Annotated in this window: 25 protein-coding genes and 1 pseudogene; 16 read left to right on the top strand and 10 right to left on the bottom strand. The window is 66.9% G+C overall.

Annotated elements, in window-relative coordinates; all coding sequences use genetic code 11:
- Positions 1 to 227: 227 nt before the first annotated feature.
- Positions 228 to 1,232 (top strand): GNAT family N-acetyltransferase, encoded by a 1,005-nt coding sequence (locus DVK07_RS17245; protein ID WP_121598178.1) that lies wholly within the window; start codon positions 228 to 230, stop codon positions 1,230 to 1,232.
- 114 nt (positions 1,233 to 1,346) lie between these two features.
- The gene (locus tag DVK07_RS17240) at positions 1,347 to 2,387 is read left to right on the top strand and encodes an NAD-dependent epimerase/dehydratase family protein (protein WP_121598177.1); all 1,041 of its coding nucleotides are present in this window, start codon (positions 1,347 to 1,349) and stop codon (positions 2,385 to 2,387) included.
- Positions 2,388 to 2,474: 87 nt separating this feature from the next.
- Here the strand turns inward: DVK07_RS17240 and DVK07_RS17235 are convergent, their stop codons facing one another.
- Both DVK07_RS17235 and DVK07_RS17230 read right to left on the bottom strand, forming a co-directional pair.
- Positions 2,475 to 3,422: a hypothetical protein gene (locus DVK07_RS17235; RefSeq protein ID WP_121598176.1), complete on the bottom strand. Its 948-nt coding sequence runs from the start codon at positions 3,420 to 3,422 to the stop codon at positions 2,475 to 2,477.
- Positions 3,423 to 3,424: 2 nt separating this feature from the next.
- Positions 3,425 to 4,261 (bottom strand): 3-keto-5-aminohexanoate cleavage protein, encoded by an 837-nt coding sequence (locus DVK07_RS17230; RefSeq protein ID WP_121598175.1) that lies wholly within the window; start codon positions 4,259 to 4,261, stop codon positions 3,425 to 3,427.
- 272 nt (positions 4,262 to 4,533) lie between these two features.
- Between DVK07_RS17230 and DVK07_RS17225 the strand changes: the two genes are divergently transcribed.
- The 4 genes from DVK07_RS17225 to DVK07_RS17210 are packed head-to-tail and all read left to right on the top strand — an operon-like array spanning position 4,534 to position 8,269.
- Positions 4,534 to 5,271, top strand: a complete 738-nt coding sequence (locus DVK07_RS17225; RefSeq protein WP_121598174.1) for a hypothetical protein — start codon at positions 4,534 to 4,536, stop codon at positions 5,269 to 5,271.
- A 30-nt stretch (positions 5,272 to 5,301) separates the two neighbouring features.
- Complete coding sequence (locus DVK07_RS17220; protein WP_121598173.1) at positions 5,302 to 6,429, top strand: glycosyltransferase family 2 protein; 1,128 nt, start codon at positions 5,302 to 5,304, stop codon at positions 6,427 to 6,429.
- On the top strand, positions 6,426 to 7,571 hold the full coding sequence (locus DVK07_RS17215) for an ATP-grasp domain-containing protein (RefSeq protein WP_121598172.1): 1,146 nt from the start codon (positions 6,426 to 6,428) through the stop codon (positions 7,569 to 7,571). The genes DVK07_RS17220 and DVK07_RS17215 overlap by 4 nt, the downstream gene beginning before the upstream one ends.
- Complete coding sequence (locus DVK07_RS17210) at positions 7,571 to 8,269, top strand: HAD-IA family hydrolase (RefSeq protein WP_121598171.1); 699 nt, start codon at positions 7,571 to 7,573, stop codon at positions 8,267 to 8,269. Before DVK07_RS17215 ends, DVK07_RS17210 begins: the two co-directional genes overlap by 1 nt.
- Positions 8,270 to 8,400: 131 nt before the next feature.
- Here the strand turns inward: DVK07_RS17210 and DVK07_RS22755 are convergent, their stop codons facing one another.
- Positions 8,401 to 10,755, bottom strand: coding sequence for a hypothetical protein (locus DVK07_RS22755; protein ID WP_158603174.1), 2,355 nt, complete (start codon positions 10,753 to 10,755; stop codon positions 8,401 to 8,403).
- Between the two features lie 347 nt (positions 10,756 to 11,102).
- On the opposite strand from DVK07_RS22755, the gene DVK07_RS17200 reads away from it, so the two are divergent.
- Together DVK07_RS17200 and DVK07_RS17195 are read left to right on the top strand one after the other, a co-directional pair.
- Positions 11,103 to 11,720: a DUF4397 domain-containing protein gene (locus DVK07_RS17200; protein ID WP_158603173.1), complete on the top strand. Its 618-nt coding sequence runs from the start codon at positions 11,103 to 11,105 to the stop codon at positions 11,718 to 11,720.
- 89 nt (positions 11,721 to 11,809) lie between these two features.
- The gene (locus DVK07_RS17195; protein ID WP_233565501.1) at positions 11,810 to 12,130 is read left to right on the top strand and encodes a hypothetical protein; all 321 of its coding nucleotides are present in this window, start codon (positions 11,810 to 11,812) and stop codon (positions 12,128 to 12,130) included.
- 80 nt (positions 12,131 to 12,210) lie between these two features.
- Here DVK07_RS17195 and DVK07_RS17190 read toward each other — a convergent pair whose 3' ends face one another.
- Positions 12,211 to 12,507, bottom strand: coding sequence for a hypothetical protein (locus DVK07_RS17190; RefSeq protein ID WP_121598169.1), 297 nt, complete (start codon positions 12,505 to 12,507; stop codon positions 12,211 to 12,213).
- Between the two features lie 179 nt (positions 12,508 to 12,686).
- On the bottom strand, positions 12,687 to 13,331 hold the full coding sequence (locus DVK07_RS17185) for an RNase H family protein (protein WP_121598168.1): 645 nt from the start codon (positions 13,329 to 13,331) through the stop codon (positions 12,687 to 12,689).
- 251 nt (positions 13,332 to 13,582) lie between these two features.
- Between DVK07_RS17185 and DVK07_RS17180 the strand changes: the two genes are divergently transcribed.
- The 4 genes from DVK07_RS17180 (at position 13,583) to DVK07_RS17165 (ending at position 17,402) form a co-directional block, all read left to right on the top strand.
- A complete protein-coding gene (locus DVK07_RS17180; RefSeq protein WP_121598167.1) occupies positions 13,583 to 14,038 on the top strand; it encodes a cupin domain-containing protein in 456 nt (151 codons plus the stop codon).
- 67 nt (positions 14,039 to 14,105) lie between these two features.
- Complete coding sequence (locus tag DVK07_RS17175) at positions 14,106 to 14,903, top strand: hypothetical protein (RefSeq protein WP_121598166.1); 798 nt, start codon at positions 14,106 to 14,108, stop codon at positions 14,901 to 14,903.
- A 728-nt stretch (positions 14,904 to 15,631) separates the two neighbouring features.
- Positions 15,632 to 16,828: a Cdc6/Cdc18 family protein gene (locus DVK07_RS17170; RefSeq protein ID WP_121598165.1), complete on the top strand. Its 1,197-nt coding sequence runs from the start codon at positions 15,632 to 15,634 to the stop codon at positions 16,826 to 16,828.
- A gap of 130 nt (positions 16,829 to 16,958) precedes the next feature.
- On the top strand, positions 16,959 to 17,402 hold the full coding sequence (locus tag DVK07_RS17165; protein WP_199719577.1) for a hypothetical protein: 444 nt from the start codon (positions 16,959 to 16,961) through the stop codon (positions 17,400 to 17,402).
- Between the two features lie 159 nt (positions 17,403 to 17,561).
- On the opposite strand, the gene DVK07_RS17160 is transcribed toward DVK07_RS17165, so the two are convergent.
- A complete protein-coding gene (locus tag DVK07_RS17160; protein WP_121598164.1) occupies positions 17,562 to 18,266 on the bottom strand; it encodes a hypothetical protein in 705 nt (234 codons plus the stop codon).
- Positions 18,267 to 18,444: 178 nt separating this feature from the next.
- On the opposite strand from DVK07_RS17160, the gene DVK07_RS17155 reads away from it, so the two are divergent.
- The 4 genes from DVK07_RS17155 (at position 18,445) to DVK07_RS17140 (ending at position 20,743) form a co-directional block, all read left to right on the top strand.
- A complete protein-coding gene (locus DVK07_RS17155; protein ID WP_121598163.1) occupies positions 18,445 to 18,933 on the top strand; it encodes a hypothetical protein in 489 nt (162 codons plus the stop codon).
- A 109-nt stretch (positions 18,934 to 19,042) separates the two neighbouring features.
- Positions 19,043 to 19,738 carry a PH domain-containing protein gene (locus DVK07_RS17150; RefSeq protein WP_121598162.1) on the top strand — a complete coding sequence of 232 codons (696 nt, stop codon included), beginning with the start codon at positions 19,043 to 19,045 and terminating at the stop codon, positions 19,736 to 19,738.
- Positions 19,739 to 19,900: 162 nt separating this feature from the next.
- Positions 19,901 to 20,317 (top strand): PH domain-containing protein, encoded by a 417-nt coding sequence (locus DVK07_RS17145; RefSeq protein ID WP_233565500.1) that lies wholly within the window; start codon positions 19,901 to 19,903, stop codon positions 20,315 to 20,317.
- A 159-nt stretch (positions 20,318 to 20,476) separates the two neighbouring features.
- Positions 20,477 to 20,743: a hypothetical protein gene (locus DVK07_RS17140; protein WP_121598160.1), complete on the top strand. Its 267-nt coding sequence runs from the start codon at positions 20,477 to 20,479 to the stop codon at positions 20,741 to 20,743.
- 43 nt (positions 20,744 to 20,786) lie between these two features.
- Here the strand turns inward: DVK07_RS17140 and DVK07_RS17135 are convergent, their stop codons facing one another.
- From DVK07_RS17135 to DVK07_RS17120, 4 genes and pseudogenes are all read right to left on the bottom strand, one after another.
- The gene (locus DVK07_RS17135; protein ID WP_121598159.1) at positions 20,787 to 21,632 is read right to left on the bottom strand and encodes an arsenite methyltransferase; all 846 of its coding nucleotides are present in this window, start codon (positions 21,630 to 21,632) and stop codon (positions 20,787 to 20,789) included.
- Entirely contained in the window at positions 21,625 to 21,984 is a 360-nt protein-coding gene (locus DVK07_RS17130; protein WP_121598158.1) for a helix-turn-helix transcriptional regulator, read from the bottom strand. Before DVK07_RS17130 ends, DVK07_RS17135 begins: the two co-directional genes overlap by 8 nt.
- Positions 21,985 to 22,098: 114 nt before the next feature.
- Complete coding sequence (locus DVK07_RS17125; RefSeq protein ID WP_121598157.1) at positions 22,099 to 23,592, bottom strand: carotenoid oxygenase family protein; 1,494 nt, start codon at positions 23,590 to 23,592, stop codon at positions 22,099 to 22,101.
- Positions 23,593 to 23,785: 193 nt separating this feature from the next.
- A pseudogene (locus tag DVK07_RS17120) lies at positions 23,786 to 23,981 on the bottom strand (RNA-guided endonuclease TnpB family protein); the annotation flags it as partial.

Below are 23,981 nucleotides of genomic sequence, written 5' to 3'. Positions count from 1 at the left end.
GGTGACCACTCCCTCGGGAATGGTGATGAGGTTCGCGGCCCTCGGCGTCGCGGCGACGCGTCGACGCTCGAGGGGTTCGGTCCGGACGGTCGCTACAGCCGATGCGGCGGCGCTGGGCTCGTCGACGGCGGCGCCCGCGGTAGCAGCTGGATACTCCCGTCGTCGGGGGCGCGAGGCGGCGAGTACGCTCGGGTTTACAAAGCGGTTCTCGCGACTCGGTCCGCCGAATGAGACTCGAACACCTGTCTCTCTCGGAGTGGGACGAGGCGCTCCCGGCCGAGGGCATCGGCGTGTTCCACACCGCCGAGGCGCTCTCGGTCCTCGACGACCACACCGGAGGCGACCTGGTCCTCCTCGGGGGGTTCAACGGCGACAGGCCGGTAGCGCTTTTGCCCCTCTTCGTCCGGTCGCTCCCGGCCGGGACCGTCGTCACCTCGCCGCCGCCCGGGAAGAACGTCCCGCGGCTCGGGCCGGTTCTGATGCCGGCGAGTCCGAAGGCGCGGAAGCGAGAGCAACTGAACCGGGAGTTCGCCGAGGAGGTCGTCGACGAGATGGCGCTCGACCGGCCGCTGACGCTGTTCCGGATGACCTGTCGCCCCGAGTTCGACGACCCCCGCCCGTACGGGTGGACGGACATGGACGTCGGCGTCGACTTCACCTACCGGCTCGACCTGTCCGACGCGACGCCCGACGACCTGCTCGCGGCCGCGAGCAAGAGCCTCCGGCGGGAGGTGGGCGACGGGGCCGAGCTCGACGTGACCGTGGAGCGGGAGGGCGTCGAGGCGGCCCGTCGCGTCTACGAGGCGACGCGCGAGCGGTACGAGGCGCAGGGCGTTTCCATGCCGACGGAGTGGCCGTACGTGCGCGACCTCGTCCGCGCGCTCGACGAGCGGGCCCGGGTGTACGTGGTCCGGTCCGACGACGGAGAGTTCCTCACCGGAATCACGGTACTGTACTCGCCGTCCGAGGCGTACTTCTGGCAGGGCGGCGGCCTCACAGTCCACGACGGGGTCGCGGTCAACAGTCTGCTCCACTGGCGGATCCTCGAAGACGTCCACGCCGACCCGCCGACGGAGACGGTGCGTCGGTACGACCTCTACGGCGCGAACACGCCGCGGCTCTGCGAGTACAAAAGCAAGTTCGGCGGGGAGCTCGTCCCGTACTACAGCGTCGACACGGGCGGGCTCCCGATGGCGCTCGCCGAGCGCGCCTACGAGCTCGGGGTCCGGTGACGGGCGACAGTGGCGTCGAGCGCGGGCGGGACGCGACGGACCACCGGGCCGCAGACCGGCTCGTTCGGGGTAACGCGGACATTACAATGCGTTCGTCGGGGCTCGGAAGCCGACATGAACGAGTTCCGCACCCGCCTCGCCGAGACCCGACCGGACGAGGCGTCCGCGTCCGGCGCCGGGGGCCTCGACTTTGCTTCCGACGGTCAGGGCGGAGACCTCCCGGAGGCCGCGCTCGTCACCGGCGGCGCCGGATTCATCGGCAGCCACCTCGCGGGCCGGCTCGCGATCGACGGGGACGTGCGGGTCCTGGACGACCTCTCGACCGGCGATCGAGACGCGGTGCCGGAGGCGGCGACGCTGATTCAAGGGGACGTCACCGACTACCAGTCGGTGGTACGGGCCGCGGAGGGCGTCGACGTGATCTTCCACCTCGCGGCCGTCGTCAGCGTCGAGGAGTCGGTTTCGGACCCGGTCGAGACGAACCTAACGAACGTCGACGGGACGGTCAACGTCCTCGAGGCCGCCAGGGAGGTGGGCGCGCGCGTGGTGTTCGCGTCGAGCGCCGCCGTGTACGGCCCGCCGGAGACGCTCCCGGTCACCGTCGACGAGCCGCAGACCCCCCGGTCGCCGTACGGGGCGTCGAAGGCCGCCGCCGACGCGTACGTCCGCGCCTACGAGGCGTCCTACGACGTGCCGACCGTCGCGCTCCGGTACTTCAACGTCTACGGTCGGGGGCAGCGCGGGCCGTACAGCGGCGTCATCGACGCGTTCCTGAGCCGCGCGCTCGACGGCGAGCCGCTCGTCGTCCACGGCGACGGCGAGCAGACGCGCGACTTCGTCCACGTCTCGGACGTGGTTCGGGCGAACCTCGCGGCCGCGACGACCGACGACACGGGCACCGCGTACAACGTCGGCACCGGTCGGAGCGTGACGGTCAACGAGCTGGCGTCGATCGTCGCCGCGGCCGCCGACGTCGACGCCGAGGTCCGACACGACTCGCCGCGCCCCGGCGACATCCGCCACAGCCGCGCGGAGACGGGGCAGGCTGCGGACCGGCTGGGGTTCCGCGCGCAGGTGGACCTCGAAGCGGGGCTCGCGGACCTGGTCGACGCGCGGCGCGGGAGCGCGGAGCTGTCGGCCGACTCGCGCGGGTGACCCGACAGGCGAGCGCGGCTGCCCGACGGACGAGTGCCGCTGCCCGACGGACGAGCGCCGCCGGTCGCCGTGCGCCCGGGTCGCCGCTCAGCCGTCGTCCGCGAGACGGGCCACGTCGGGATGCCCGTCGAGCGCGGGCGGGAGCTCACCCGTTCGTTCGACGTGTCTCGCGGCGGCGTCGCGCGTGTCGATCCACTGCGTGTGCCGCCGGAGGACAATGACCGGGATCTCGTCGACGCCGAGGAGCTTCGCCATCGCTAGCCGGTTCCGTCCGTCGGCGTAGAGGAGCTCGCCGTCGCGCCCGACGTCGACGGCGATCTCGTCGTTGATGATCCGCGCGGCGAGCGTCGCCCGGTCGCGGGACGCCGGCTCCTCGCGGTCGGAGGCGGCGAGCTCTCGCTGCGTCCGGACCCCCTCGTCGCGGAGCGACGCGTACAGCTCGTCCAGCTCCCGACATCGTCGTTCGAACGCCGCCTCGCTGTCGCAGCCCCAGGGCCGGTGTCCCTCCCGTATCTCTCCGACGACGCGCTCGAAGAACGCCGTCCGCTCCCACGGGACGCCCTCGCGGAAGTGCGCGGCGAACGAGCGATAGAGGTCGGTCTCGACGAAGCGCACGTCGCGCCTGTCCCAGTCGCCGTCGAGGACGGTGCCGGCCCGTCGGAACCGGGGGCGCGCCGCCGGGGACGACAGGCGGCGTATCCGGTCGGGGTCGACACGGAGGACGCGGAACGGGTCGATCGGCGCGGCGTGTCGCAGACGGTGACGGAGCGCGACGGACCGGACGTGCGCCACGGCGTACCAGTCGCGACAGATCCGGAGCGGCCGATCGAGCCGCGGCACCGCGTCGAACAGCTTCCGCCCGGCGCCGCGAACGAGCGCGTCGACCCCTGCGCCGACCCCGTCGTCGGGCCGGCACTCGGCGGCGCCGGTCGCGCGCCGCGACATGACGTACCCGTCGCCCTCGGCGGCGCGGCGCTCCGTTCGGTCGTCGGCCGTCGCCCCCTCGACGCCCGGGTCGGGTGGGGCGTCCGGCATCCTCACTCGATGCCGAGGATGTCGCGCGCCTCGTCGGGGGTCGCGACGTCGCGGTCGAGCCGGTCGAGGATCGCCGCCGTGCGCTCGACGAGCTGGGCGTTGCTCTGGGCCGGTTCGCCCTGTCTGAAGTAGAGGTTGTCCTCCATGCCGACCCGGACGTGTCCGCCGAGTATCGGGGCCATCGTCGTCAGCGGCAGTTGGTGTCGGCCGGTCGCCAAGAGATTGAACTCGCTGTTCTCGGGGAGGTTCGATACGAGGTTCATCACGTTCTCCGGAGAGGGGATAGAGAACGTCCCGCTGCCGAAGATGAGGTTGATGTAGTACGGCTCCTCCAGCAGGCCGGTCTCGATCAGTCGGTACACCTCGTTGAGGTGCCCGTTGTTGAACACCTCCAGCTCTGGTTTGATCCCCTTCTCTTTCATCTCGCGGGCGAGCCGCTCGATGTTGTGGCGGTTGTGCTCGGTGATGATGTGTTTCCCGCGGTTGAACGGCCCCATGTCGAGCGACGCCATCTCCGGGACCGGGTCCGTCCGGATCCCCTCGACGCGGGCCTCGAACTCGGACTGTCCCCCCGTGGTGTTCTGGATGATGATGTCGTCACACCGGTCGCGTATCGCGTCGTTGACCGCTTGGAGCCGGGCGGCGTCGTTCTCCCCGTGTTCGTCTCTCCCGTGGACGTGACAGATCGCGGCGCCGAGCTCCTCGCAGGCGGCGACCTGTTCCGCGATCTCCGCCGGCTGCTCCGGGAGGTTCGGGTTCGCGTCTTTGCCGTGGACCCCGCCCGTCGTCGCGACGGTGAGGATGACTTTGTCGCCGTTTAGATAATCCGTGTAGCTCATGTGTCGGCCCCGGCGACGCCGGAGTTGCTCCGGGAAAACGGGGACAGTCGCTTTGTATTACCCCGGGTACCAGTGTTAGTCGGACGCTACGCGGCGGCGACCGTCGGCGGCTCGGGGCGGATCGGCGGCCAGACGGATCGCCTCGCGGTCGGTCTCACGGGCGAGGGGTCGCGCCGTCCGCTCCCGACGCCGCTGATAGCAGTCGCATACCGTCGGCGGACGCGGAGAATGCCCTGAATTACTAACCCCACTTCGGAACCTGGTCGAGTGGAATGAGCAACGCACACCGGGACCTCGCGGACCCCGCGTTCACGTACGACTGGTACCGGGAGTTCCTCGAACGGCTCCGTTCGGCCGGGTACCGATTCCGGTCCTTCGACGACGACCCCGACGACGGCGGCGTGTTCCTGCGACACGACGTCGACCTCTCGCCGCGGCGCGCGCTCGAAATGGCTCGGCTGGAGGCCGACGCGGGGGTCAGCGCCACGTACCTGTTCCTGCTATCGTCGCCGCTGTACAACCCGTTCGAAGGCGAACAGCGGACGAACATCCGCGAGATCGCCTCGCTCGGCCACGACGTCGGGATCCACTTCAGCACCCATCAGTACTGGGCGAAAGATGATCCGCCGACGGACGCCGCCCTCCGCGACCGCGTCGCCGCCGAGCGGTCGGCGTTCGACGCGGTGATCGACGCCGACGCGGCGCCCGCGGTGTCGTTCCACATCCCGCCGGACTGGGTGCTCGACCGCGGCTTCGACGGGTTCCGCAGCTCGTACGAACCGGCGCTGTTCTCGGAGATCGGCTACGTCGCCGACTCGGGGCAGCGCTGGCGCGAGGATCCCCCGCGGATAGCCGAGCTCCCGGACGCGCTCCAAGTGCTCACCCATCCGGGCCTGTGGGGCGACGAGGACGCGTCGTTCGAGCGGCGGATCGAGCGGGCCGCCGTCGACGCCGGCTCGCGAGCGTGGGAGCTCGCGCACCGCGAGTTCGTCGACGGGGTGTACAGCTGATGTCCGCGGCGGACGCTACCGGAGGGGCCCATGTATAGGGAAATGACCGTCGCGGTCGTCGTGCCGGCGTACAACGAGGAGGGGTACGTCGGCGAGGTGATCGACTCGCTCCCGGCGTACGTCGACCGCGCGTACGTCGTCGACGACGGCTCGACCGACGGGACCTGGGCGGAGATCACCCGTCACGCCGAGGAGCGGAACGAGCGCCACGACGGACACTTCGACGACCTCGTCGTGGCGATCCGACACGAGGCGAACCGAGGGGTCGGCGGCGCGATCAAGACCGGCTACCAGCGGGCCCGCGACGAGGGGATCGAGGCGACGGCCGTCCTCGGGGGCGACGACCAGATGGACGCCGCGGAGCTGACGCGGTACCTGGACCCGCTGGCCGACGGAGTCGCGGACTACACCAAGGGCAACCGGTTCACCCGACCCGCCCACTGGGACGCGATGCCGCGGTTCCGGTTCGTCGGGAACGTGGTCCTCTCGTACCTCACGAAGATCGCCAGCGGCTACTGGCGGACGATGGACTCGCAGAACGGGTACAGCGCCATCTCGCTCGACGCGCTACGGGAGACCGACATCGGCGGGATGTACGAGTACTACGGGTACTGTAACGACCTCCTGATCCGCCTCAACACCGCCGGGATGCGGATAGCCGACGTCCCTCGGTCCTCGGAGTTCGCCTACGAGGACGGCTGGAAGAGCCACATCGACTACCGCGAGTACGTCCCACGGGTGTCTGTGATGCTCCTGCGCGGCTTCGGCAGGCGGCTCCACCGCAAGTACCTCCTGGCGGACTACCACCCGATCGCGCCGCTGTATCTGCTCGGGACGGCGCTCGCCGGCGCGGGCGGGCTCGGGCTGCTGGCGTCGCTCACCGGGCGCGGACGGGACGGGGCGGCGAACTGGCTTCAGGGGTTCGTCGCGGGGCTGTTCGTGTTCCTCTACGCGACGCTGCTCGACCGGGACGACAACCGCCACCTCGAGGTCCGCGCCGACGAGTCGCCGCCCGACGCTGACGGCGAGGTGGCGGCCGCAGGTGACGCCGACACGGACGGCGCATCTGCGGTGGCGACCGGCGGGCCGCCGCGGGAGACCGACGGGTCGGACCGCGAGCGCCGCGTCGACGCGACGGTGTCGGGGGGTGACCGATGACCGACGCGGGGCGGGGCGACGAAGTCACCGTGCTCATGACCGGGGCCGGAGCTCCCGGCTGCGCGGGCATCCTGCGGGGGCTCCGGGCCAACGACGAACGGTCGGTGCGGGTCGTCGGCGTCGACATGAACCCCGACGCCTACGGGTTCGCACTCGTCGACGAGTCCGCGGTCGTGCCGGCCGGGACCGACGACGATTACATCGAGCGGATGACGGCGGTCGCGGCCCGCGAGTCGGCGGACGTGGTACTCCCGCTCACGACGGCCGAGCTCGGGCCGCTGTCCCGGAACCGGGACGCGTTCGACGCGACGGTCATGGTCTCCGACCCGGAGCCGCTCGGCGTCGCGAACGACAAGGGGCGACTGTACGGCTTCCTCGACCGCGCGGGGCTCGACTGCGCGCCGGCGTTCCGGCGGGTCGAGACGCTCGACGGGTTCCTCGACGCCTGCGCGGAGCTCGGCTACCCGGAGCGACCGGTCTGTTTCAAACGCCCGGTGGCGAGCGGGATGCGCGGGTTCCGCGTGCTCGACGAACGGGAGGACCGGCTGTCGCGACTCCTCACGGAGAAGCCCGACAGCGCGGTCACGACGCTCGACGATGTCCGACCCGTGTTGGACTCCGCGGAGACGTTCCCGGAGCTGGTCGTGATGGAGTACCTCCCCGGCGAGGAGTACAGCGTCGACGTACTGGCTCGGGGGGACGCGGTGGGGCCGGTCGTCCCTCGGTCGCGGTCCCGGACCCGGGCCGGGATCAGCTTCGAGGGGACCGTCGAGCGCGACGAGCGGCTCATCGAGGCGGCCGCCGAGATCTGTCGCGAACTCGGCGTCGAGTACAACATCAACGTCCAGTTCAAGTACGACCGCGACGGCGTGCCGAAGGTCCTCGAGATCAATCCGAGGGTGTCGGGCACGATTGTCATGTGTATCGGTGCCGGCGCGAACATGCCGTATCTGGGTGTGAAACAGGCTCTCGGCGAGCCGCTGCCGCCGGTGGACGTCGAGTGGGGAACCCACATGGTCCGGTACTGGCAGGAGGTGTTCCGGTCGCCCGACGGGGACCGGTTCCACGTCGAGGCCGGCGACGGGCGGGTCGGCGTCGAGTCGGCCGGGGATCGCGAAGATGTCGGCTCTGCCAGCGACTAATGCGTCCCGACTCGGTCTGTTTCGACCTCGACGACACGCTGTACCCCTACGCCGAGTACGCGCGGACCGGGCTCCGGGCGGCCGGGGATCGCCTGACCGCGCGGACCGGGAGGCGGCTCACCGACGAGCTGCTGGAGCTGTACTTCGACGACGGCGTGACGACGGGGACGTTCGACCGGCTCGTCGAGCGGTACGACGACGTGCCGCCGTCGGTCGTCTCCGAGCTCGTCGCGGCGTACCACGACGCTGAGGCGCCGATCGAGCCGTACGAGGCGACCGTGCCCGTGCTTCGAGCCCTCCGTGACGAGTATCGGCTCGGCCTCGTCACCGACGGCCGCAACGGCGGCGGCAAGCTGCGGCGGCTCGGGTTAGCGGACGGGTACTTCGGCGCCGTCGTGGTCGCGCCCGAGCACGACACGTCGAAACATCACCCCGAGCCGTTCGAGGAGGCGCTCGGGTCGTTGTCGGTCGACCCGGAGCAGACCGTCTACGTCGGCGACGACCCGCGGGTGGACTTCGCCGTTCCGAACCGGCTCGGAATGGGGACCGTTCGGCTTCGGCGCGGTCGGTACGCGGACCTCGACGCGCCGGAGCCGCGAGCGGCCCCCGACGCCGAGATCGAGAGCCTCGACGAGCTGCCGGCGGTCCTCGGGTCCGCCGGCTCCGTGCTCGACGCCGGTCGGCAGGGCGAGGCGTGACGGTCGTCCCGACCTCCGGGAGGGACACGCCACTATCGATGTGTTCCGGCAGCGACGGCGACTTCCGACGCCGGCAGACGAGACGCCGTGAGCGGTGCGGCCCTCGGACGAGATGAGGCGCCGACCGCCGGTCAGTCGTCGACAAGCTCGTCGACGTCGACGCGGTCGCCGTCGACCCGGATGAAGAAGTCGGCGTCGCCGCGGCTCTCGAACTCGGTCACGTCGCCGGTGACTCCGAAGGCGTCGCCGTAACCCCTGTTGCCGGTCGCACCGCGGACGGTGACGGTGCCGTCGCGGTTCTCGCGGATTCGATCGTCGTCCTCGTCTTCGGCCTTGATTCGCTCGCTCGCCCACGCACGCACCGCGTCCCCGTCGGTAGTAAACTCGTAGCGCACGTCGCCCTGTTCGGTCGCGACGATCTCGAGCAGGTCGATTTCCGCCCCGCTCTCGTCGTCATCGTCGTCGTCATCACCGTCCACGAGTTCGTCGACGTCGACGCGGTCGCCGTCGACGCGGAGGACGAAGTCGGCGTCGCCGCGGCTCTCGAACTCGGTGACCCTGCCGGTGAACCCGAAGGCGTCGCCGAAGCCCTCGTTCCCGGTGGCGCCGCGGACGGTGACGGTTCCGTCGCGGTTCTCCCGAATCCGGTCGTCGTCCTCGTCTTCGGCCTTGACGCGCTCGCTCGCCCACGCTCGCACCGCGTCCCCGTCGACGGTGAACTCGTAGCGCACGTCGCCCCGTTCGGTCGCCACGATCTCGAGGAGACTGATCTCCTCGTCATCATCGTCGTCATCGTCGTCATCGTCGTCGTCATCGTCGTCGTCGTCCACGAGTTCGTCGACGTCGACGCGCTCGCCGTCGAGACGGATGAAGAAGTCGGCGTCGCCGCGGCTCTCGAACTCGGTCACGTCCCCGGTGAAGCGGAACGCGTCGCCGAATCCCCTGTTGCCGGTCGAACCCCGAACGGTGACGGTGCCGTCGCGGTTCTCGCGAATCCGATCGTCGGCCTCGGCCTTGATGCGGTCGGTGACGCGGGCGCGTTCGACCTCGCCGTCGACGGTGAACTCGTAGCGCACGTCGCCCGACTCCGTCGCGACGATTTCGAGGAGTCGTTCGTCGTCGTCATCGTCTCCGCCGTCCCCGCCGCCGTCCGCGTCGAGGTCGGCGGCGGTGAGGCGAGTCCCGAGACCGCTCGTGCTCCCGCGTCGGCGCCCGTAGCCGATCGGGTAGAATTCGCGCCGGGAGTTGCGGCGGCCAGCGGCCACGTCCGCGTAGCCGCTGCCGGATATCGACGGCCGATAGCTGCCCAGCCGGTCGCCGTCCCCGTCGTAGGCCACCGCCCACGCGCGGCCGTCGCGACGGCCGACGAACACCGCGCCGTCGCCGGCCGGCTGGACCGCGTAGAATCCCTCTCCGCCCGGGGCGTCCTGCCACGCGACCCGGCCGCGCTCGTCGAGCTTCGCCGCCCACGCTCGGCCGCGCATCTCGTAATCGTGGAGTTCACTGACGAGGTCGTCTCGGCCCGCGACGCCGGCGACGAGGTACCCGTCGTCGACGGCGACTACGTCGCGGAACTCGTTGTCCCGATTCGGGCTGAGCCGGTAGGTTCGACCGTCGTCGCTCCACCCGCGGCCCGTGAGCGGGTCGCCATCTTCGTCGATCCGGAGCGCCCACGCGGCGGTGTTCGTGTCCTGTGTCCGCCCGTCGGGGGAAGTCTCGCCGACGACGAGGTAGCCGTCGTCGATCGCCGTCACCGCGTTGAACTCCGAGTGGCGGTCGTCGTCTCTCCAGCCGTCAGCGGACCCGGCCGGGTCGTAGGCCTGCTCCCACCGGATGCGGCCCTGACGATCGTCGATCCTAGCGATCCAGCCGTCCCCATTCCTCTCGTCGGTGTACTGGGTGGCGATCGTTCGCCCGACGAGGAGGTAGCCGTCGTCGGTGACCACGCCGTCGGCGAAGTCGTCCCGGAAGGAGGCCACGCCGTCCCGGTTGTACGTCCGGGTCCACCGCGGGAAGCCTTCGCTTCCCACCCGAGTGACCCAGCCGAAGCGGGTGTCTGGTCCCTCGTCGTGCCACCAGCCGGCCAGCAAGAAGCCATCGTCCGTGCCTGGGAGCACGAACTCGATCCCGCTGTGATCTTCTCCGGCATCGGTCGATCTGAGGTGCGGGATCGAGAGGTACGTGCGGTTCCACACCACGTCGTATTCGTCGTCCAGTCGGACGCCCCAGCCGATCTGCTCGTTCGATTGACTGGTCCGGATGCCGGCCAAGAGGAGGCCGTCGTCGAGCGGGAGGACCGAACGGAACGACGACCAGCGCGGCGTGTCGAACACGCGGTCGCTCGCCGGGGCGGCGGCGGCGGTTTCGGCGCCACCGATTCCGCCGAGTGCGAGACCACCGGCCGTCAGCGCCGAGAGCCCGAGGAACCGTCGTCGTCCGAGTCGCCCGTCGGCAGCTTCCGATGACCGCTGTTCGTTTCGGGTCATGAGGGGTGTCCGTCGGTGACCGACTTTGTTACGCGACCGTTGGACTCGCGGGACCCCGACGTACGTTCGCCATAGCGACGCGCGTTATGGAGACCGTGGCACGCGCTTCGACGGTCGCCGGGGATCGATCGGTATGGTCACCGTTCGGCAGCGCCCGTGGCGTCGCGGCGACGTCGGTATCACCGACGTACCGTTCCGGGGCCGGGCGGCGTCGCTGAAGCGACGCTCAACGCGTTGTGCCGAGTCGTCGGTTATCGATCGTATCTGCCGAAGCGCGTGAAACAGGCTCCTAAACCCGATATGAGACGGATACTGAATAGCGCTTCCGCCCAATGACTACGCGGATCATGGCAGACGACACACTGGTACGAATCGGTCACTGTAGCCCCGATGCGCCGAACGTGGACGTGAGCGTCGACGGCGACATCGCCTTCGAGGACGTCGCGTTCGAAACGATCAGCGACTACGCGGAGCTCTCCGCGGGGCGTCACGAAGTGGCGATCACCCCGCACGGCGAGGACGACGCCGTCTTGGAGACGACGCTGGAGCTCGAAGAGAACACCAACTACAGCGTGCTGGCGACCGGGATGGTCGACGACGACCTCCAGGCGACGGTCCTCACCGACGACCCGGGAGTGATCGCCGCGGATCAGGCTCACGTCCGGTTCGTCCACTGCTCGCCCGACGCCCCGGCGGTCGACATCCGAGTCGCCGACGACGGGCCGATGCTGTTCGAGAACGTCTCCTTCCGCACTGCGAGCGAGTACGCTCCGGTCGACGCGGGCGCCTACGACATCGAGGCCGTCCCGACGGGGACCGATGAAGTGACGCTGTCGCTCCCGGACACCCCGTTCGAGGGCGGGGCGGCGGTGTCGGCGATCGCGGTCGGGCGCGTCGCGGACGACTCGCTCACCGTGATCCTCGCCGAGGACGCCCGTGCGGCGGTGCCGGCCGAAGACGACTGACCCGACGCTCGGAGCGAAACCCACTTGCCCGGGGTTCACCGAGCTGAACGCGAAATGCCCGCCCGTGACGCGGAGCTCGTGATAGAGACGTGGCGCGTCCGCGAACGCGATCTCCGCGGGTTCCGCCCGCCGGTTGGGGGAGCGCGAACCGACTCCGCGAGGCCGTCTGTCTCGCGGTGGCGTGTAGCGTCGATGGCGTTGAACGCGTCGACTCGTTCGAGGGACCGGCAGCGGAGCGCGAACGGTTCAGCGCCCGCGTGACGGCGGACGCGGTCGACGACGGCCTGGTCCACGTGCGCACGCCCCGTTCGGCGGGTTCCGAGGAGTCGGACCGGGCGGCCGAGCGCGGCGACGACTTCGAGGAGACGACCGAGCAGTTCGACCTCGACGACGCGCTCGACCGGCTGTAGGGACGGCCGACGCTCCACCGTCGCGAACAGCTTTTCGAGGGACCATTACGCGGTATGTGAACTCGAACCGACCGACTCGATCACGTTAAGAGGAGCTCGGGCGTGACAAAGCCAATGGCGAGGAGAGCCACCAGTACAGCGATCGCCGTGAGTCGGAGGACACCGGCGGCCCGTCGTCGAGATTTCGGCAGGGACTCGGCGATTCTCGAGAGGCCCATGCCGGCAGCCACGAACAGTCCGGCGTAGAACGGCGTCGCCCCTTTCAGGATGACGTAGTAGCCTTGTTGCCCGATCAGTAGAAGTGCGCCACAGAGGAAGACCAGCCCGAGCCTTCTGGAGGGCTCGCCGAACACGGTCTCATCGATCACGAAGGGCATCGAGCGTGTCGTCTCCCGCGGTGTTCAAATACTGCGGGGGTTCGCGTACCCTCCGCTGTGACGTGTATAGTTCGGTCGTGAAACGGTACTGATGGCGCCGACCGATCGGGCTCTATCTCGGTCGGTCTCCGAGAGCGTGCCACAGATTTCGGATTTCAACACAGCCGCGAAGACGTGACTCAGGGACCGAGCGCCGCGATGTCGGCGCCGACCGCGGCGCGCGCATCCGCCGGATTGGGATCGCTGTCGGCCAGGTGCGTCCACTCGCAGGCCGGGAGCGCCGCGATGCGCTCCGCGATCTCGGACCTGTACGGCGCCGCGGACGCGATACCCTCGTTGGTCCCCCAGACGTCGTCGATCACGGTCGTCGAGTCGATGCGCACCTCCACGGCCGTCGGGGCGCACCGCGCGGCCACCGCTTCGAGCCCGAGGTGGAGCGCGGCGTACTCCGCGGCGTTGTTCTCGGCGTTCGACCCGACCGGCCGACCTAAGCGAGCGATCACGGCGTCGTCGACCTGGAGTACGGCCCCCGCTCCCGCAGGTCCCGGATTTCCCCGGGAACTCCCGTCGACGTAGAGCACGACGTCGACGCCCTCGGGGTCCGGAGAGAGGTCCTGAGTGGTTGGCGGGCCGGCGGCGAGTACGTCCTCGACGGCGGCCCGGATCTCCTCGTCCGTCGTGTTCGGGTCGAACAGCCCTCCGTACCCGGGGACGGCCGCGTCGATTGCGTCGATCGCAGACCCGATCTCGTACCCGTACAGCGCGAGCACGTCGTCGACCCGAGCCGCGAGCGGCGACAACGTCTCCGTGGGGAGCCGGTTCACGGCCGCCGGTCAGTCGGCCGGTGTGCGTCTCGAAGTTTCATCGAGTGAGTGTAGTCGAGAGCGGACAAAAACGGCACGCCGGTATTGGTCGGCTCGGTTTCCGGCGTCGGTCGGTTCACCCTCTGACGTCAGTCGGTTCATCCTCTGACGTGGGCGCCAGCCCCGGACGCCGCGCGGCGCGGACGCTGCCCTCTCGACGGTGGTGTTCTCGATTATATACTTATAACAAACCGGGTGCCGAACAGGATCGTATGGAGCACATCTCCATTGACGAGGTCGAGCCCAGCGCATTCGGCGGCGACGTCGACCGACGAGGGTTGACCGAGCCCCTCGGCGCCAGCGACGTCGCCATTAACCGCTACCGGCTTGCTCCCGGCGAGCGGTTCAGTCAAGGGCTCCACGCCCACATGGATCAGGAGGAGATATTCGTCATCGTCGAAGGCGACGCGACGTTCGAAACGATGGACGGTGACGTGACCGTCGGCGCGGGCGAGGCGATCCGCTTCGCACCCGGTGAGTTCCAGTCGGGCAAAAACGACGGCGACGAGGCGATCGTCGCCTTCGCGCTGGGCGCGCCGCGCGACAGCGAAGACGTTCGGATCCCGCAGGAGTGTCCGGAGTGCGGCCACGACAACATGCGGGCGATCCCCGGCGACGACGGGTTCACGTTGCGGTGTCCGGAGTGTAGCGCCGAGTTAGAGGGGTAGCGGCTCCGGCCTCGGTAGTTGACCTTCAATTAACTATCTCCGGAGTGATGGCACGACCGTCGCAAAGATGATCGACATCGTCGAGGACGCGATCGCCAGACGGGAGGCGCTCGAAGACGGCAACCGCGCGGATACCAACGAGTTCGCTGAGCCGCGGGTCTGTCTAGTGGGCTACGGTGACCGGGGTGTCAAGTTGGCCGAACAGGGGTGGGACGACCGCTACCCTGATCCGAAGTACCCGGAGGCGACCGCTCACTGTGTCGAGGGTATCGGTGCACTTCCGCGAAGCGTCACGACCGCGGACCACGTTATCTTAGTCGGGCACGCGACCGATCACGAGCTCGCGGTATCGATCGGGGACGCTCTCTCCGACGAGACGACCAGTGTCGCCGTCTCGGTCCCCGCCGCGAACGAACCGACGAGACACGTCGGGCCGGTCGACACCACGATCCCCTGTGGTCCGGACGACGTCCAGGAACTGATCACGGACGTGTTGACTGTTCTTACCGCGCGGATCGAAATCTCACCGCCGCCGCAGATCTACGACGAGCTTCGTGCGGTCGGCCGTCTCGACGGCTTCCGTGGACAACGGTGTCGGGACGATTCGACCGCGCCGCCGAGAGATTTCGCGGAGCGGCTAGTGAGCGACGCCCTCGCGTCCCCGATCGCTCCCGGCTCCGACGTCGGGACCGAACACGTCTTCAGCCTCCTCTCCGCCGACGAGACGGTGACCCTCGAAACGGCCGATGCGATCCGAGATGCCCTTTCGGCGAGGCTGAACGCGAGGACCGAACCGATCCTGTTCGCCGTGGACGCAACGGTAGATGGGCGAGCCGGCTACCGGCTCTCGGTTCTCTGTGCCTGACTCGGGCGTATGCCGATCGGCGAAGTACACGTCTTACCAGACCTCCGGTATGCTCCTTCAGGTCGCCCTCTGACGATCGCGACAGGACACTAGCCGCGTTTTGCGGTACACGTGGAACTCAAATTGAGACGCTGGCGGACCCCGGATTGCCGCTGTAAACGCGGTGGTCGGGGGCACCCCAGCCCGTGACGCTCGCGACGTTGGGTGAGGCACACCCCACGTTGCCGCTGTAAACATCGGAGAGATGTCCTGGAAAACCACAAACCACGCAGTCCAGCCGAATTGTCATTTCTTCTGAATAACCAAAGATGAGTAGGTTTATAACCCCTCGTGCCGTTTACTACCGTACCACAATTTTGGCGTACTTCGACGCCTAGTGGTTTTGGCGTCGAAGACAGGAAACGACCCTTGCGGCCCTATTGTATTTGATTGTATACCTTTGGTTTACCGGCAGATGACGGCCTCGTTTGGACAGTTCACAACGACAACCATGTTTTCACGTCGAGGCTGGACACCGTTCGCGCTTACAGCGGCAACGAGGGGTGTGTGACCCCGCCCTCTCTCGGCCTTACAGCGGCAACGAGGGGTGCGACCGAACGACCGGCCGTCACGTTCGATGTCGAAAGACGGTATACACCCGAACTTCATCGGGTTACGTCAGACAGGGCGTGCTTACAGCGGCAATCCGGTGCCGAAGATTGATATGGGTTGCCTGTGAGGGTGTTCACATGAGCGACACGGAGTCATTCTTCGGGGATCCGGACCCCATCTTCGCCGATAAGGAACTCCTCCGCGTGAGTCATCTCCCCGAGGGAGACCGGATCATCGGTCGCGAAGAGGAACTCGGGAAGCTCGCGAACGCGATCAAAGACGCCCAGCGGGGTGGAACCCCGAACAACGTGTTGATCTACGGGAAGACGGGGACGGGCAAAAGTCTCTGTTCGAAGTATATCACACAGGACCTGACCGAGGCAGCGGCCGAGAACGGCGTCAACGTCGACGTCGCGTACATCGATTGTTTCCAGGACTCGACCGAGACGCAGGCCGTCCGGACGATCGCCGAGTCGTTCAACGACCGCGACGAGACGGGCGTGAGCGTCCCGGCGTCCGGCGTCTCGACGTCCGACTACTACCGCCGACTCTGGAAGATTCTCGACGCCCAGTTGGACGTCGGGATCATCATCCTCGACGAGATCGACAAGCTCGAAGACGACAACGTCCTGATGCAGCTGTCGCGAGCGGCGGAGGCCGGAAAGGTCGACGACAGCACCCTCGGCATCATCGGGATCAGCAACAAGATTCGGTACAAAGAGACGCTCAACGAGCGCGTCAAGTCGAGCCTCTCCGAGCGCGACTTCGTCTTCCCGCCGTACGACGCGAACCAGCTCCGTGCGATCCTCTCTTCGCGGGCGGACGCGTTCCGAGACGGAGTGCTCGACGAAGACGTGATCCCGAAGGTCGCGGCGCTCGCGGCGAAGGAACACGGCGACGCCAGGAAGGCGATCGACATCCTCAGATACACCGGGGAGATCGCCGACGAACACGGCGACGACCGCGTCCGCGTCGAGTACGTCGACGAGGCCCACGAGCGCGAGGAAGAGGCTCGGCTCGCCGAGCTCATCGGCAAACAGCCCGAACACTCGAAGTACCTGCTTCAGGGGCTGGCGATTCAGCTACAGCAGTCGACCGACCCCGACGCGATGATCCCCTCGAAACAGGTGTATTCCGCCTACGAGATGGTGTGCGAACGGGAGGGGACCGACCCGCTCAAGATCCGTCGCGTCCGCGATCTGCTCTCCGAACTGGCCTTTCTCTCCCTGATCGAGCAAGACCGCAAGGGACGAGGCAAGGGGAAGGGCGCCCACACCGTCAACGAGCTCGTCGACGAACCAGAGCTCGTCGTCGAAGCGTGTAAATCGGCGTGACAGCCGCCAACGTTCGCACGCCAAATTTCCGAACAGTTCGACTGACCACGCTCGAAAACAAGGTAGCAGTCCCGAGGCAGCCGGCACGCTTTTAAGTTACTATATTATAGTAACTAACGTAGCCAACGACATGCCGAACCAACTGACGACCGCGGGCGACGGACTCGCGCTTCAGGTGACCGGCCCCGCTCGCAGCGCCGGACTCGTCGAGGAGGACGCCGACGGTGCGACGACGCACCGCTCCGCGGTCGTCGCGTACGGCTTCGACGGCTGTATTCTCGTCATCGACCGCGACACCGACCGCGTCCCGATGGTCGACCGCGTCGAGCTCGTCACACGGGCGGCCGCGGACTCCGAGTCGATCCATCGCGGAATCGACACCAAGATACAGCACTCTGGAAACGGGTATCGCGTCCAGGTGCCGACAACGGGAACCGGGCTCGCGGCCGGAGACGGACTCCCCTGTCACGCTGCGCCCGGGCTGCTGGTCATGGCCCCGCTCGACGCCGCGGTCCGGCCGCGGCGGCTCTTGGAAACGCGTCGCACGCAGGCAGTCAACTCCGACCCCGCGTGAGGAACGCCGCGCCGCCGCGACCGTCGCCGCTCCGTCGCGTAGCGCGTTCGAGGCGACCGGTTCGTGCGGGCTCCCCCGAGCATCTGGTGCGCCCCCGAGCATCCGGTGCGCCCCCGAGCATCCGGCGCGCCTCCGAGCGTCCGGCCCGCTCCGAGGGGTTCACGCGCGCGGTTCGGCCTGCCCGACGACGATAACCAACGACAGGACGAGCGAGCCGACGACGAACCCCCCGAGGAACACGACGAGTGCCGCGACGGTCGTTTCGGGCGAGACCTCTGCCATCGGGACGAACAGCCGCAGGTCGACCACGAGGACGAGTAGCGCGCCGACGACGTCGAAGAGCAAGTCCAAGACGGTGTCCCGTCGGCCGTAGTGGTCGAGAACGGACGGGACGTCGAACCTCCTCGCGAAGTCCCGCGCGAGAAGTTCGATCAGCTCCCAGAACACGCCGGCCAAGAGCGTCAACAGTACGACCGTGGCCCAGACGAGACTGATTCCGACCGAGACCGACGTCGAATCGACGGCGACCAGCAAGCCGGCGTACAGCAATGCGGCCACGAGCGCCGCAGACAGCGTGTGGGTGAGGTGGTCCCACCAGGCGATGTCGTCGTACGGTCCGAGCATGCCGTAGGAGTGAAGCAACCCGGCGAGGCCGACCCACAGCGGGACTTCGGGGGACAGTCCCACGCGGACCCCGTACAACCGGGAGGCAAAGAGGTCGACCGCTATCGGGACGAGGACGAGCAGCAACGACGCTACCGCGTTGAGCGCCGCGGGAGCGTTTTCGTCTCGGACTGCGACAGCAAAGATCACCGCGATACCCACCAGACAGACGACCACGCCGAGACCCAGCAGGTCCTCCATTAGTGATTGGCTCTCGACACGAGGGGTTAATTACTTCGCCCCGGTCGTCCGACTCCCCTCACGGCCGGCGCCGCAGGGTTCTCGCGCGTCTCACGATCGTTCCGACGATCCCGGGAAATAGACCGGATCAGCTGCTACAGCAGCAGAAGCGCTATTGCCGCTCCGACCAAGTTCTCGTATGGGGATCATCGAGTCCGTGGTGGACCGAACCGAGTACCGAGACACGTTCGAACGTGTCGATACACGGATCTCCGCGTGGATGCGGCGGTGGAGCGTACCGATCGTTCGAACCGCCATCGGCGTCGTGTTCATTTGGTTCGGGGCGCTGAAGGTCATCGGAATTTCACCGGCCGGCGAGCTCGTCGCGAGGACGGTGTACTTCTTCCCGCCGGAGGTGTTCGTTCCCGTCCTCGGCGTGTGGGAGGTTCTGATCGGACTGTTCTTCCTTTCCCGGCCGCTGATCCGCCTGGCGATCTTGTTGCTGTTCATCCAGCTTCCCGGGACGTTCCTCCCGATCGTCTTACTTCCGGACGTCGTGTTCACGACGTTCCCGTACGGGCTGACCGTTGAGGGACAGTACATCGTCAAAAACCTCGTCATCATCGGCGCCGCGCTCGTCATCGGCGGATCGCTCTCCGAGGACGAGAGCCCTGCCAGCGACTCTTGATGTCTTCCCGCGGCGACGGCCGTGGGGTTCCCGTGCCAGTCCGACTACAATCTGGACACGGACCGAACGTGTCGAGAGATTAATACAGACCTCCGTTGAAGTGGTTCGCATGCCCGAGGCATCGACGCTCGATCCAGAAACGGTGGACTGGTTGACGCTTGACGCGGACGAAGTGATTGTATGGTCGGGGAACCCACACGAGAGTAGCCTGATCCCGGCGCTCGTCGTTGGAATACCCTTATCTATCGTTCTCGTCGGACTGTTCATCATCGGCGGGGCGTATCTCCAACGCGAGAACACCCAGTACGTGGTGACGACCGATGCGCTGTACAAGAAGACGGGGGTGCTGTCACGCGACGTCCAGCGCATCGACTTCGGGAAGGTACAGAACACGTCGTACAGTCAGGATTTCTTCGGCGCTCGATTCGGGTACGGAAACGTCGACGTCTCGACGGCCGGCGGCTCCGGCGTCGAGATGCAGTTCTCATCGGTTCCCGATCCGCGAGAAATACAAGAGCTGATCAATAAACGCGTCAAGGGCAGCCGCGGCGAGCGGACGACGGAGTCGGGCGAAACGAAGCGCGACGTGCTCGATGACATCCTCGTCGAACTTCGAGAGATCCGGACGACGCTCGACGCGCAACAAGAGTCCACGGGAAACGCCGCAGCGACGACGTCGACCGTCGGTAGTACGGTGGCCGAACAACCGACCGGTGGCGACGACACCGCCCGGAACGACACCGAGAGTAGCGATCGGGACACGACGGACTCGGCTCCCGACGACGAGTCGGAGAGCGAACGGTAGCCACCCATGACGGAGTCAATCGACCCGGCTATTCCGCTCGACGCGACCGAGTCCGTCGAGTGGGTCGGCCGCCCGCGAATCACGACCGTCCTTCCGGCGGTCGCGGTCGGGATTCTCTTCGCCGGCCTCGGGGTCGTCGTCGGCGTTGGTGGGGAGTCTCCGGTGTTCTTGCTCGCCGTGCCGCTCGGTGCGGCGATCCCGGTGTGGCAGTATTTCGCGTTACGAGGCGTCCAGTACGTGGTCACGGATGCGGCTCTGTACGTGAAACGCGGCGTGTTGACGCGGTCCGTCACGCAGGCGAACCTCGAAACCGTTCAGAACAGCTCTTTCGAGCAGGACATCACGGGGTCGATCTTCGGATACGGATCGGTGACGTTCGAAATCGCCGGCGGAGAGGACCTGTCACTCAGAGCGATCGAGGACCCTCGTGCCATCCGGGCGCTCGTCGATCAGGCAGCAATGAACGACGACGGTCTCGGTGGCGGCGATCGAAGGGCATCCGATATTCCCGGGGACCTAACGCAATGGCAGCACGTACGCGACGAACTCCGAGCAATTCGCAGTTCTCTCGAACGCTAATCGATCCGCTTCAGCGGAATCTAAGATAATTGTCTATGGTGTCTCTATAAGACGTATATCTAAGACAATAATCTAAGATACAGAGATCATCGATCTGGTAACGCCTCTCAGAGTGATCTTAACTGCGGTCTGCTTCTACTGGATTCTGCCTGCCAGACGATGGACTCCAAACGCTCGCTCGAAATTCTCGGCGTGGCTATTCTCTATATATCGGTGTTTGTCGTGGTGGTCGGACCTGTTCTCGAGTCGGCTATCGGCTTGGAAACGCTCTCGACGGACACTACGAGAGGCGTCGAGCGCACGTGGGGCCTCGTCTCGAAGCCACAGGGCTGGTTGCTCTGTCTCGGCTACGTCCCAGTCCATTTCACGTACCTGTTCGTCCGCGCGCGACTCGCCGGCGAATCTGTTGACTCCTACTGGGAGTAGCAGTCTAGAACGCCCGCGCATATCCCTCGAGTCATGTCCGTTGTCAGGCGTTAAACGCTGGTTTCCGCGCTTCGATGGTGGCAGAGACGAGATAGTCACTCAGGTCGCGGTCGGCGTCCCACTCGCTGATGAACTCGGCACTCTCGTCTTTGGGGGCAATCTCGATTGCTTCGAAACCGGCGCTATCGAGCATCGATTCGAGGTCCTCGACAGTCGACGCACCGGCGACACAGCTAGTCAGCGAGTCCGGATCCGTCTTGACGTCGTCCGGGAACGGCGCGGTTTGGACGACATCTGAGATGGCGACGCGTCCACCGGGCCTGAGAACTCGATAGGCGTCGTCGAACACGAGCTGTTTCTCTGGGGCAAGATTGACGACGCAGTTCGAGATGACGACGTCGACGGTCGCGTCTGCGACGGGGAGGTGGCTGATCTCGCCGAGGCGAAACTCGACGTTGTCGGCGTCGTTCTTCGTGACGTTCTCCCTCGCTTTCGAGACCATCTCCGGCGTCATGTCGACGCCGATGACGCGGCCGTCCGGACCGACCTCCCGTGCGGCGAGGAAGCAGTCGAAGCCCGCCCCTGAGCCGAGGTCGAGCACCGTCTCACCGGGCGCCATCTCGGCGACCGCCTTCGGGTTGCCACATCCGAGCCCGAGGTCTGCGCCGTCGGCGACAGATGCGATATCGTCCGTCTCGTACCCGAGGCGTTCGCTCCCGCTCGCGGCCTCGTTTCCGTCACAACAGCCACCGCTGTCAGCGACGTCAATACCCACGTCATCACAACAGCCCTGATCGTCCGTCGCGATTGCCCCGTAGCGTTCGCGCACCATCTTCCGCGCCTCCTCGGGGTCGCGGTCACCGGCCGCCGTCTCGGTATCGTTACTCATTGGCTCCTCGCAGGTCGTCGAGCGTTCCGAGCAGGGCGGCGGCCGTCTCGGTCGGCTCGTAGTACCGCCAGGAGCCCTCTTTTCGGCGCGTGACCAGTCCGGCGGTGTACAACCGCGAGAGCGCTTGGCTCACGGCGCTCTGGCTGACGCCGACCGCATCTTGGAGGTCGCAGACACAGACGCCGTCGTCGGCGTTCGCGACGTAGCGAAGCAGTTCGTATCGCGTGTCGTTCCCCATCGCGGTCAGTAGTTGGAGGTCCGCCGCCAAGGCCTCCGAATCGATATCGGCGAGCGGAACACAGCACGCATCAGCCCCTTCCGCGGATTCGTCAGTGACTGTACTTTCGCTCATATTAGGTATAGCTTATACAAGCAGCTACTAATATGTTTCCCGCGAGGCCACGGCTACCGTCGTGATCGGCGTCTGCTTTCGTTGTGGTCCGCGCGCTCACGGCTGGCGCATTCGCTACGTGCCGTGTCTCGGTTGTGGAGCCGCTTTGAGTTCCGGGAAGTACCGACCGTGGAAGTCGAACGGAACCGCATGCGGCAGCGTGACTCGGGCACGCTCCGTGAATGACTGCCCGTCGAGCACGAGCAGCCGCGAACGCCCCGCCTCGACGTCGAGGACGACGGTGACGACGACGCCATCGTCTTCTGTATCGTCGGTGGGCGCTGGGATGAATATTGGCTCGCCGAAGTAGTCGCCGCCACCGTCGAACGTCCGCGTCGTCTCCGTCTCGACGTCGAGTTTCACGATCCGCCGGGCCCACTCCGTGACCGGCGTGTCCATTCCCATCGCGTACACGAACCGATGGGGCTGACACCACCGCGCCGGTGACGACGTCGGGAGCGCCGTCCCTTCGTCGGACACCGTCCGGCGTTCGACGGTCACGTCTCCCGTCCGGTACCGTCCTGCGCCGGTCGGTGATCCGAGATCGACGGTGAAGCGATCGATCTGGCCGACGATCGCGCCCATTTCGCCAGCTCGGACGTTCTCCAGATAGAGGGAGTCGATCGTCGTCGCATCCGGAACCGTCTCCAAGTCGAAGACGACCTCCGTCCCGCCGTCCCGTTCGAAGGCGTTCACGTGGTGGAAGCCGAACACGGGCTCCGTCACCGGGTCGGCGACGACTGCGCCGGTGGTCCGGTCGATGACGACGATCCGAGTGCCCCGGCCGGGTTCCCACTCGAACTGCTCGATGAACGCCGGTTGTCGTCCGGGCTTGAGGAACCGACGCGGGTCAAGTCGGAGCGGGAATTCGGTTAGGACGACGTAGCGTGGCGTCAGCGCGAAGCTGTGCATATACGCCGGCTTCTCTGTTGCGACGGTGGCGACGTGGCGTCGGTCCCCGTCCGGGGTCCAGGCGGTGACGTGGTAGCGACTGGTTCGCCCGAACTCCGTGTCGACCGTGAGCAACGCGCCTGTCGCGGGATCGCGCTTGAAATGCGCACACGAGAGCTGTCCACTGGGAGCATCGCCGTCGCGGCCGACACGCCCTGTCGTGGCGAGCGTGTTCGGATCGAACGAGACTCCCCGAGGCGATTCCGTGAGCGCAACGTACTGGTCGCTGATCCGTTCCGCGATAATATTCGTGTTGTCGTACGGCGCAGTCAGGAACCCGGCCAGCCGCGACCGAAGCGTGGTCTCCCCGGTCGCGAACCCGCCGTCAAACTCGCCAGTCCGTGCGGCTTCATACGCATCAGTTCGGAGGAACCGGTTCCGGTAGTGGATCGCGTCGCCGTCCGTTCGTCCCGCTTGTCCGCTCGGGTCGAACGTGAATCGGTACAGCATCGCCAACCCGTCGAACCAGTGATCGACGGCGCTACCGTCCGAGAATGAAAACGCCCCTGGTCCGTTTCGGATGAGGCTCCCTCGGAGCCATGCTGGCAGGTCACCGGTTACGGAGAGTGAGGCCGTGGTCTCCTCGTGGAGTGAGTGAAACCCCGCGTGCGATTCCATACGTTCGTGTGGGGACGAACCGGGTTAAGATCTGGCGGAGATCAAGTGAACAACAGCGGAGCTACGAGGCGTGAACTGAAGCATTCCACGTGTCTTCTCACTCTGGATCTGAGAGCCTTTGTCGTATTCTGACTGGCGTACACAGGGCTGTCTTTCTTCGAGGAGAGAACCCCACCGTGACTTCCTCCCCACCCTACTCGCTCACCGCTGACGCGGTTCGCTCCTTGAGGGTGGGGCTTCCTGCTTCCATGACGCGCTTTGTAGACACCGAATCGGTGTCCGTAGGGAGCGCAGTCTCCACAGGCGGTGATTCGGGACAGCCCATCCCTACTTGTTCGAGACCGCGAGAAAGAATGTTCCACGACGCATTCGCGTCTCTGTCCGCCTCG

Origin of the sequence: Halorubrum sp. Atlit-26R, assembly GCF_003666015.1 — an archaeon.
Taxonomy (GTDB): domain Archaea; phylum Halobacteriota; class Halobacteria; order Halobacteriales; family Haloferacaceae; genus Halorubrum.
The sequence above is the reverse complement of the archived record's forward strand: the minus strand, read 5'-3'. Positions and strand labels throughout refer to the sequence as shown.

Bases quoted from the DNA above. Each gene is read 5' to 3' on its own strand.
- DVK07_RS17200 (WP_158603173.1), top strand. From the start codon at position 11,103: ATGGCAGACGACACACTGGTACGAATCGGTCACTGTAGCCCCGATGCG.
- DVK07_RS17125 (WP_121598157.1), bottom strand. From the start codon at position 23,592: ATGGAATCGCACGCGGGGTTTCACTCACTCCACGAGGAGACCACGGCC.
- DVK07_RS17245 (WP_121598178.1), top strand. From the start codon at position 228: ATGAGACTCGAACACCTGTCTCTCTCGGAGTGGGACGAGGCGCTCCCG.
- DVK07_RS17225 (WP_121598174.1), top strand. From the start codon at position 4,534: ATGAGCAACGCACACCGGGACCTCGCGGACCCCGCGTTCACGTACGAC.
- DVK07_RS17220 (WP_121598173.1), top strand. From the start codon at position 5,302: ATGTATAGGGAAATGACCGTCGCGGTCGTCGTGCCGGCGTACAACGAG.
- DVK07_RS17215 (WP_121598172.1), top strand. From the start codon at position 6,426: ATGACCGACGCGGGGCGGGGCGACGAAGTCACCGTGCTCATGACCGGG.
- DVK07_RS17175 (WP_121598166.1), top strand. From the start codon at position 14,106: ATGATCGACATCGTCGAGGACGCGATCGCCAGACGGGAGGCGCTCGAA.
- DVK07_RS17155 (WP_121598163.1), top strand. From the start codon at position 18,445: ATGGGGATCATCGAGTCCGTGGTGGACCGAACCGAGTACCGAGACACG.
- DVK07_RS17180 (WP_121598167.1), top strand. From the start codon at position 13,583: ATGGAGCACATCTCCATTGACGAGGTCGAGCCCAGCGCATTCGGCGGC.
- DVK07_RS17135 (WP_121598159.1), bottom strand. From the start codon at position 21,632: ATGAGTAACGATACCGAGACGGCGGCCGGTGACCGCGACCCCGAGGAG.
- DVK07_RS17160 (WP_121598164.1), bottom strand. From the start codon at position 18,266: ATGGAGGACCTGCTGGGTCTCGGCGTGGTCGTCTGTCTGGTGGGTATC.
- DVK07_RS17190 (WP_121598169.1), bottom strand. From the start codon at position 12,507: ATGCCCTTCGTGATCGATGAGACCGTGTTCGGCGAGCCCTCCAGAAGG.
- DVK07_RS17230 (WP_121598175.1), bottom strand. From the start codon at position 4,261: ATGAGCTACACGGATTATCTAAACGGCGACAAAGTCATCCTCACCGTC.
- DVK07_RS17165 (WP_199719577.1), top strand. From the start codon at position 16,959: ATGCCGAACCAACTGACGACCGCGGGCGACGGACTCGCGCTTCAGGTG.
- DVK07_RS17150 (WP_121598162.1), top strand. From the start codon at position 19,043: ATGCCCGAGGCATCGACGCTCGATCCAGAAACGGTGGACTGGTTGACG.
- DVK07_RS17240 (WP_121598177.1), top strand. From the start codon at position 1,347: ATGAACGAGTTCCGCACCCGCCTCGCCGAGACCCGACCGGACGAGGCG.
- DVK07_RS17170 (WP_121598165.1), top strand. From the start codon at position 15,632: ATGAGCGACACGGAGTCATTCTTCGGGGATCCGGACCCCATCTTCGCC.
- DVK07_RS17140 (WP_121598160.1), top strand. From the start codon at position 20,477: ATGGACTCCAAACGCTCGCTCGAAATTCTCGGCGTGGCTATTCTCTAT.
- DVK07_RS17210 (WP_121598171.1), top strand. From the start codon at position 7,571: ATGCGTCCCGACTCGGTCTGTTTCGACCTCGACGACACGCTGTACCCC.
- DVK07_RS17235 (WP_121598176.1), bottom strand. From the start codon at position 3,422: ATGCCGGACGCCCCACCCGACCCGGGCGTCGAGGGGGCGACGGCCGAC.
- DVK07_RS22755 (WP_158603174.1), bottom strand. From the start codon at position 10,755: ATGACCCGAAACGAACAGCGGTCATCGGAAGCTGCCGACGGGCGACTC.
- DVK07_RS17130 (WP_121598158.1), bottom strand. From the start codon at position 21,984: ATGAGCGAAAGTACAGTCACTGACGAATCCGCGGAAGGGGCTGATGCG.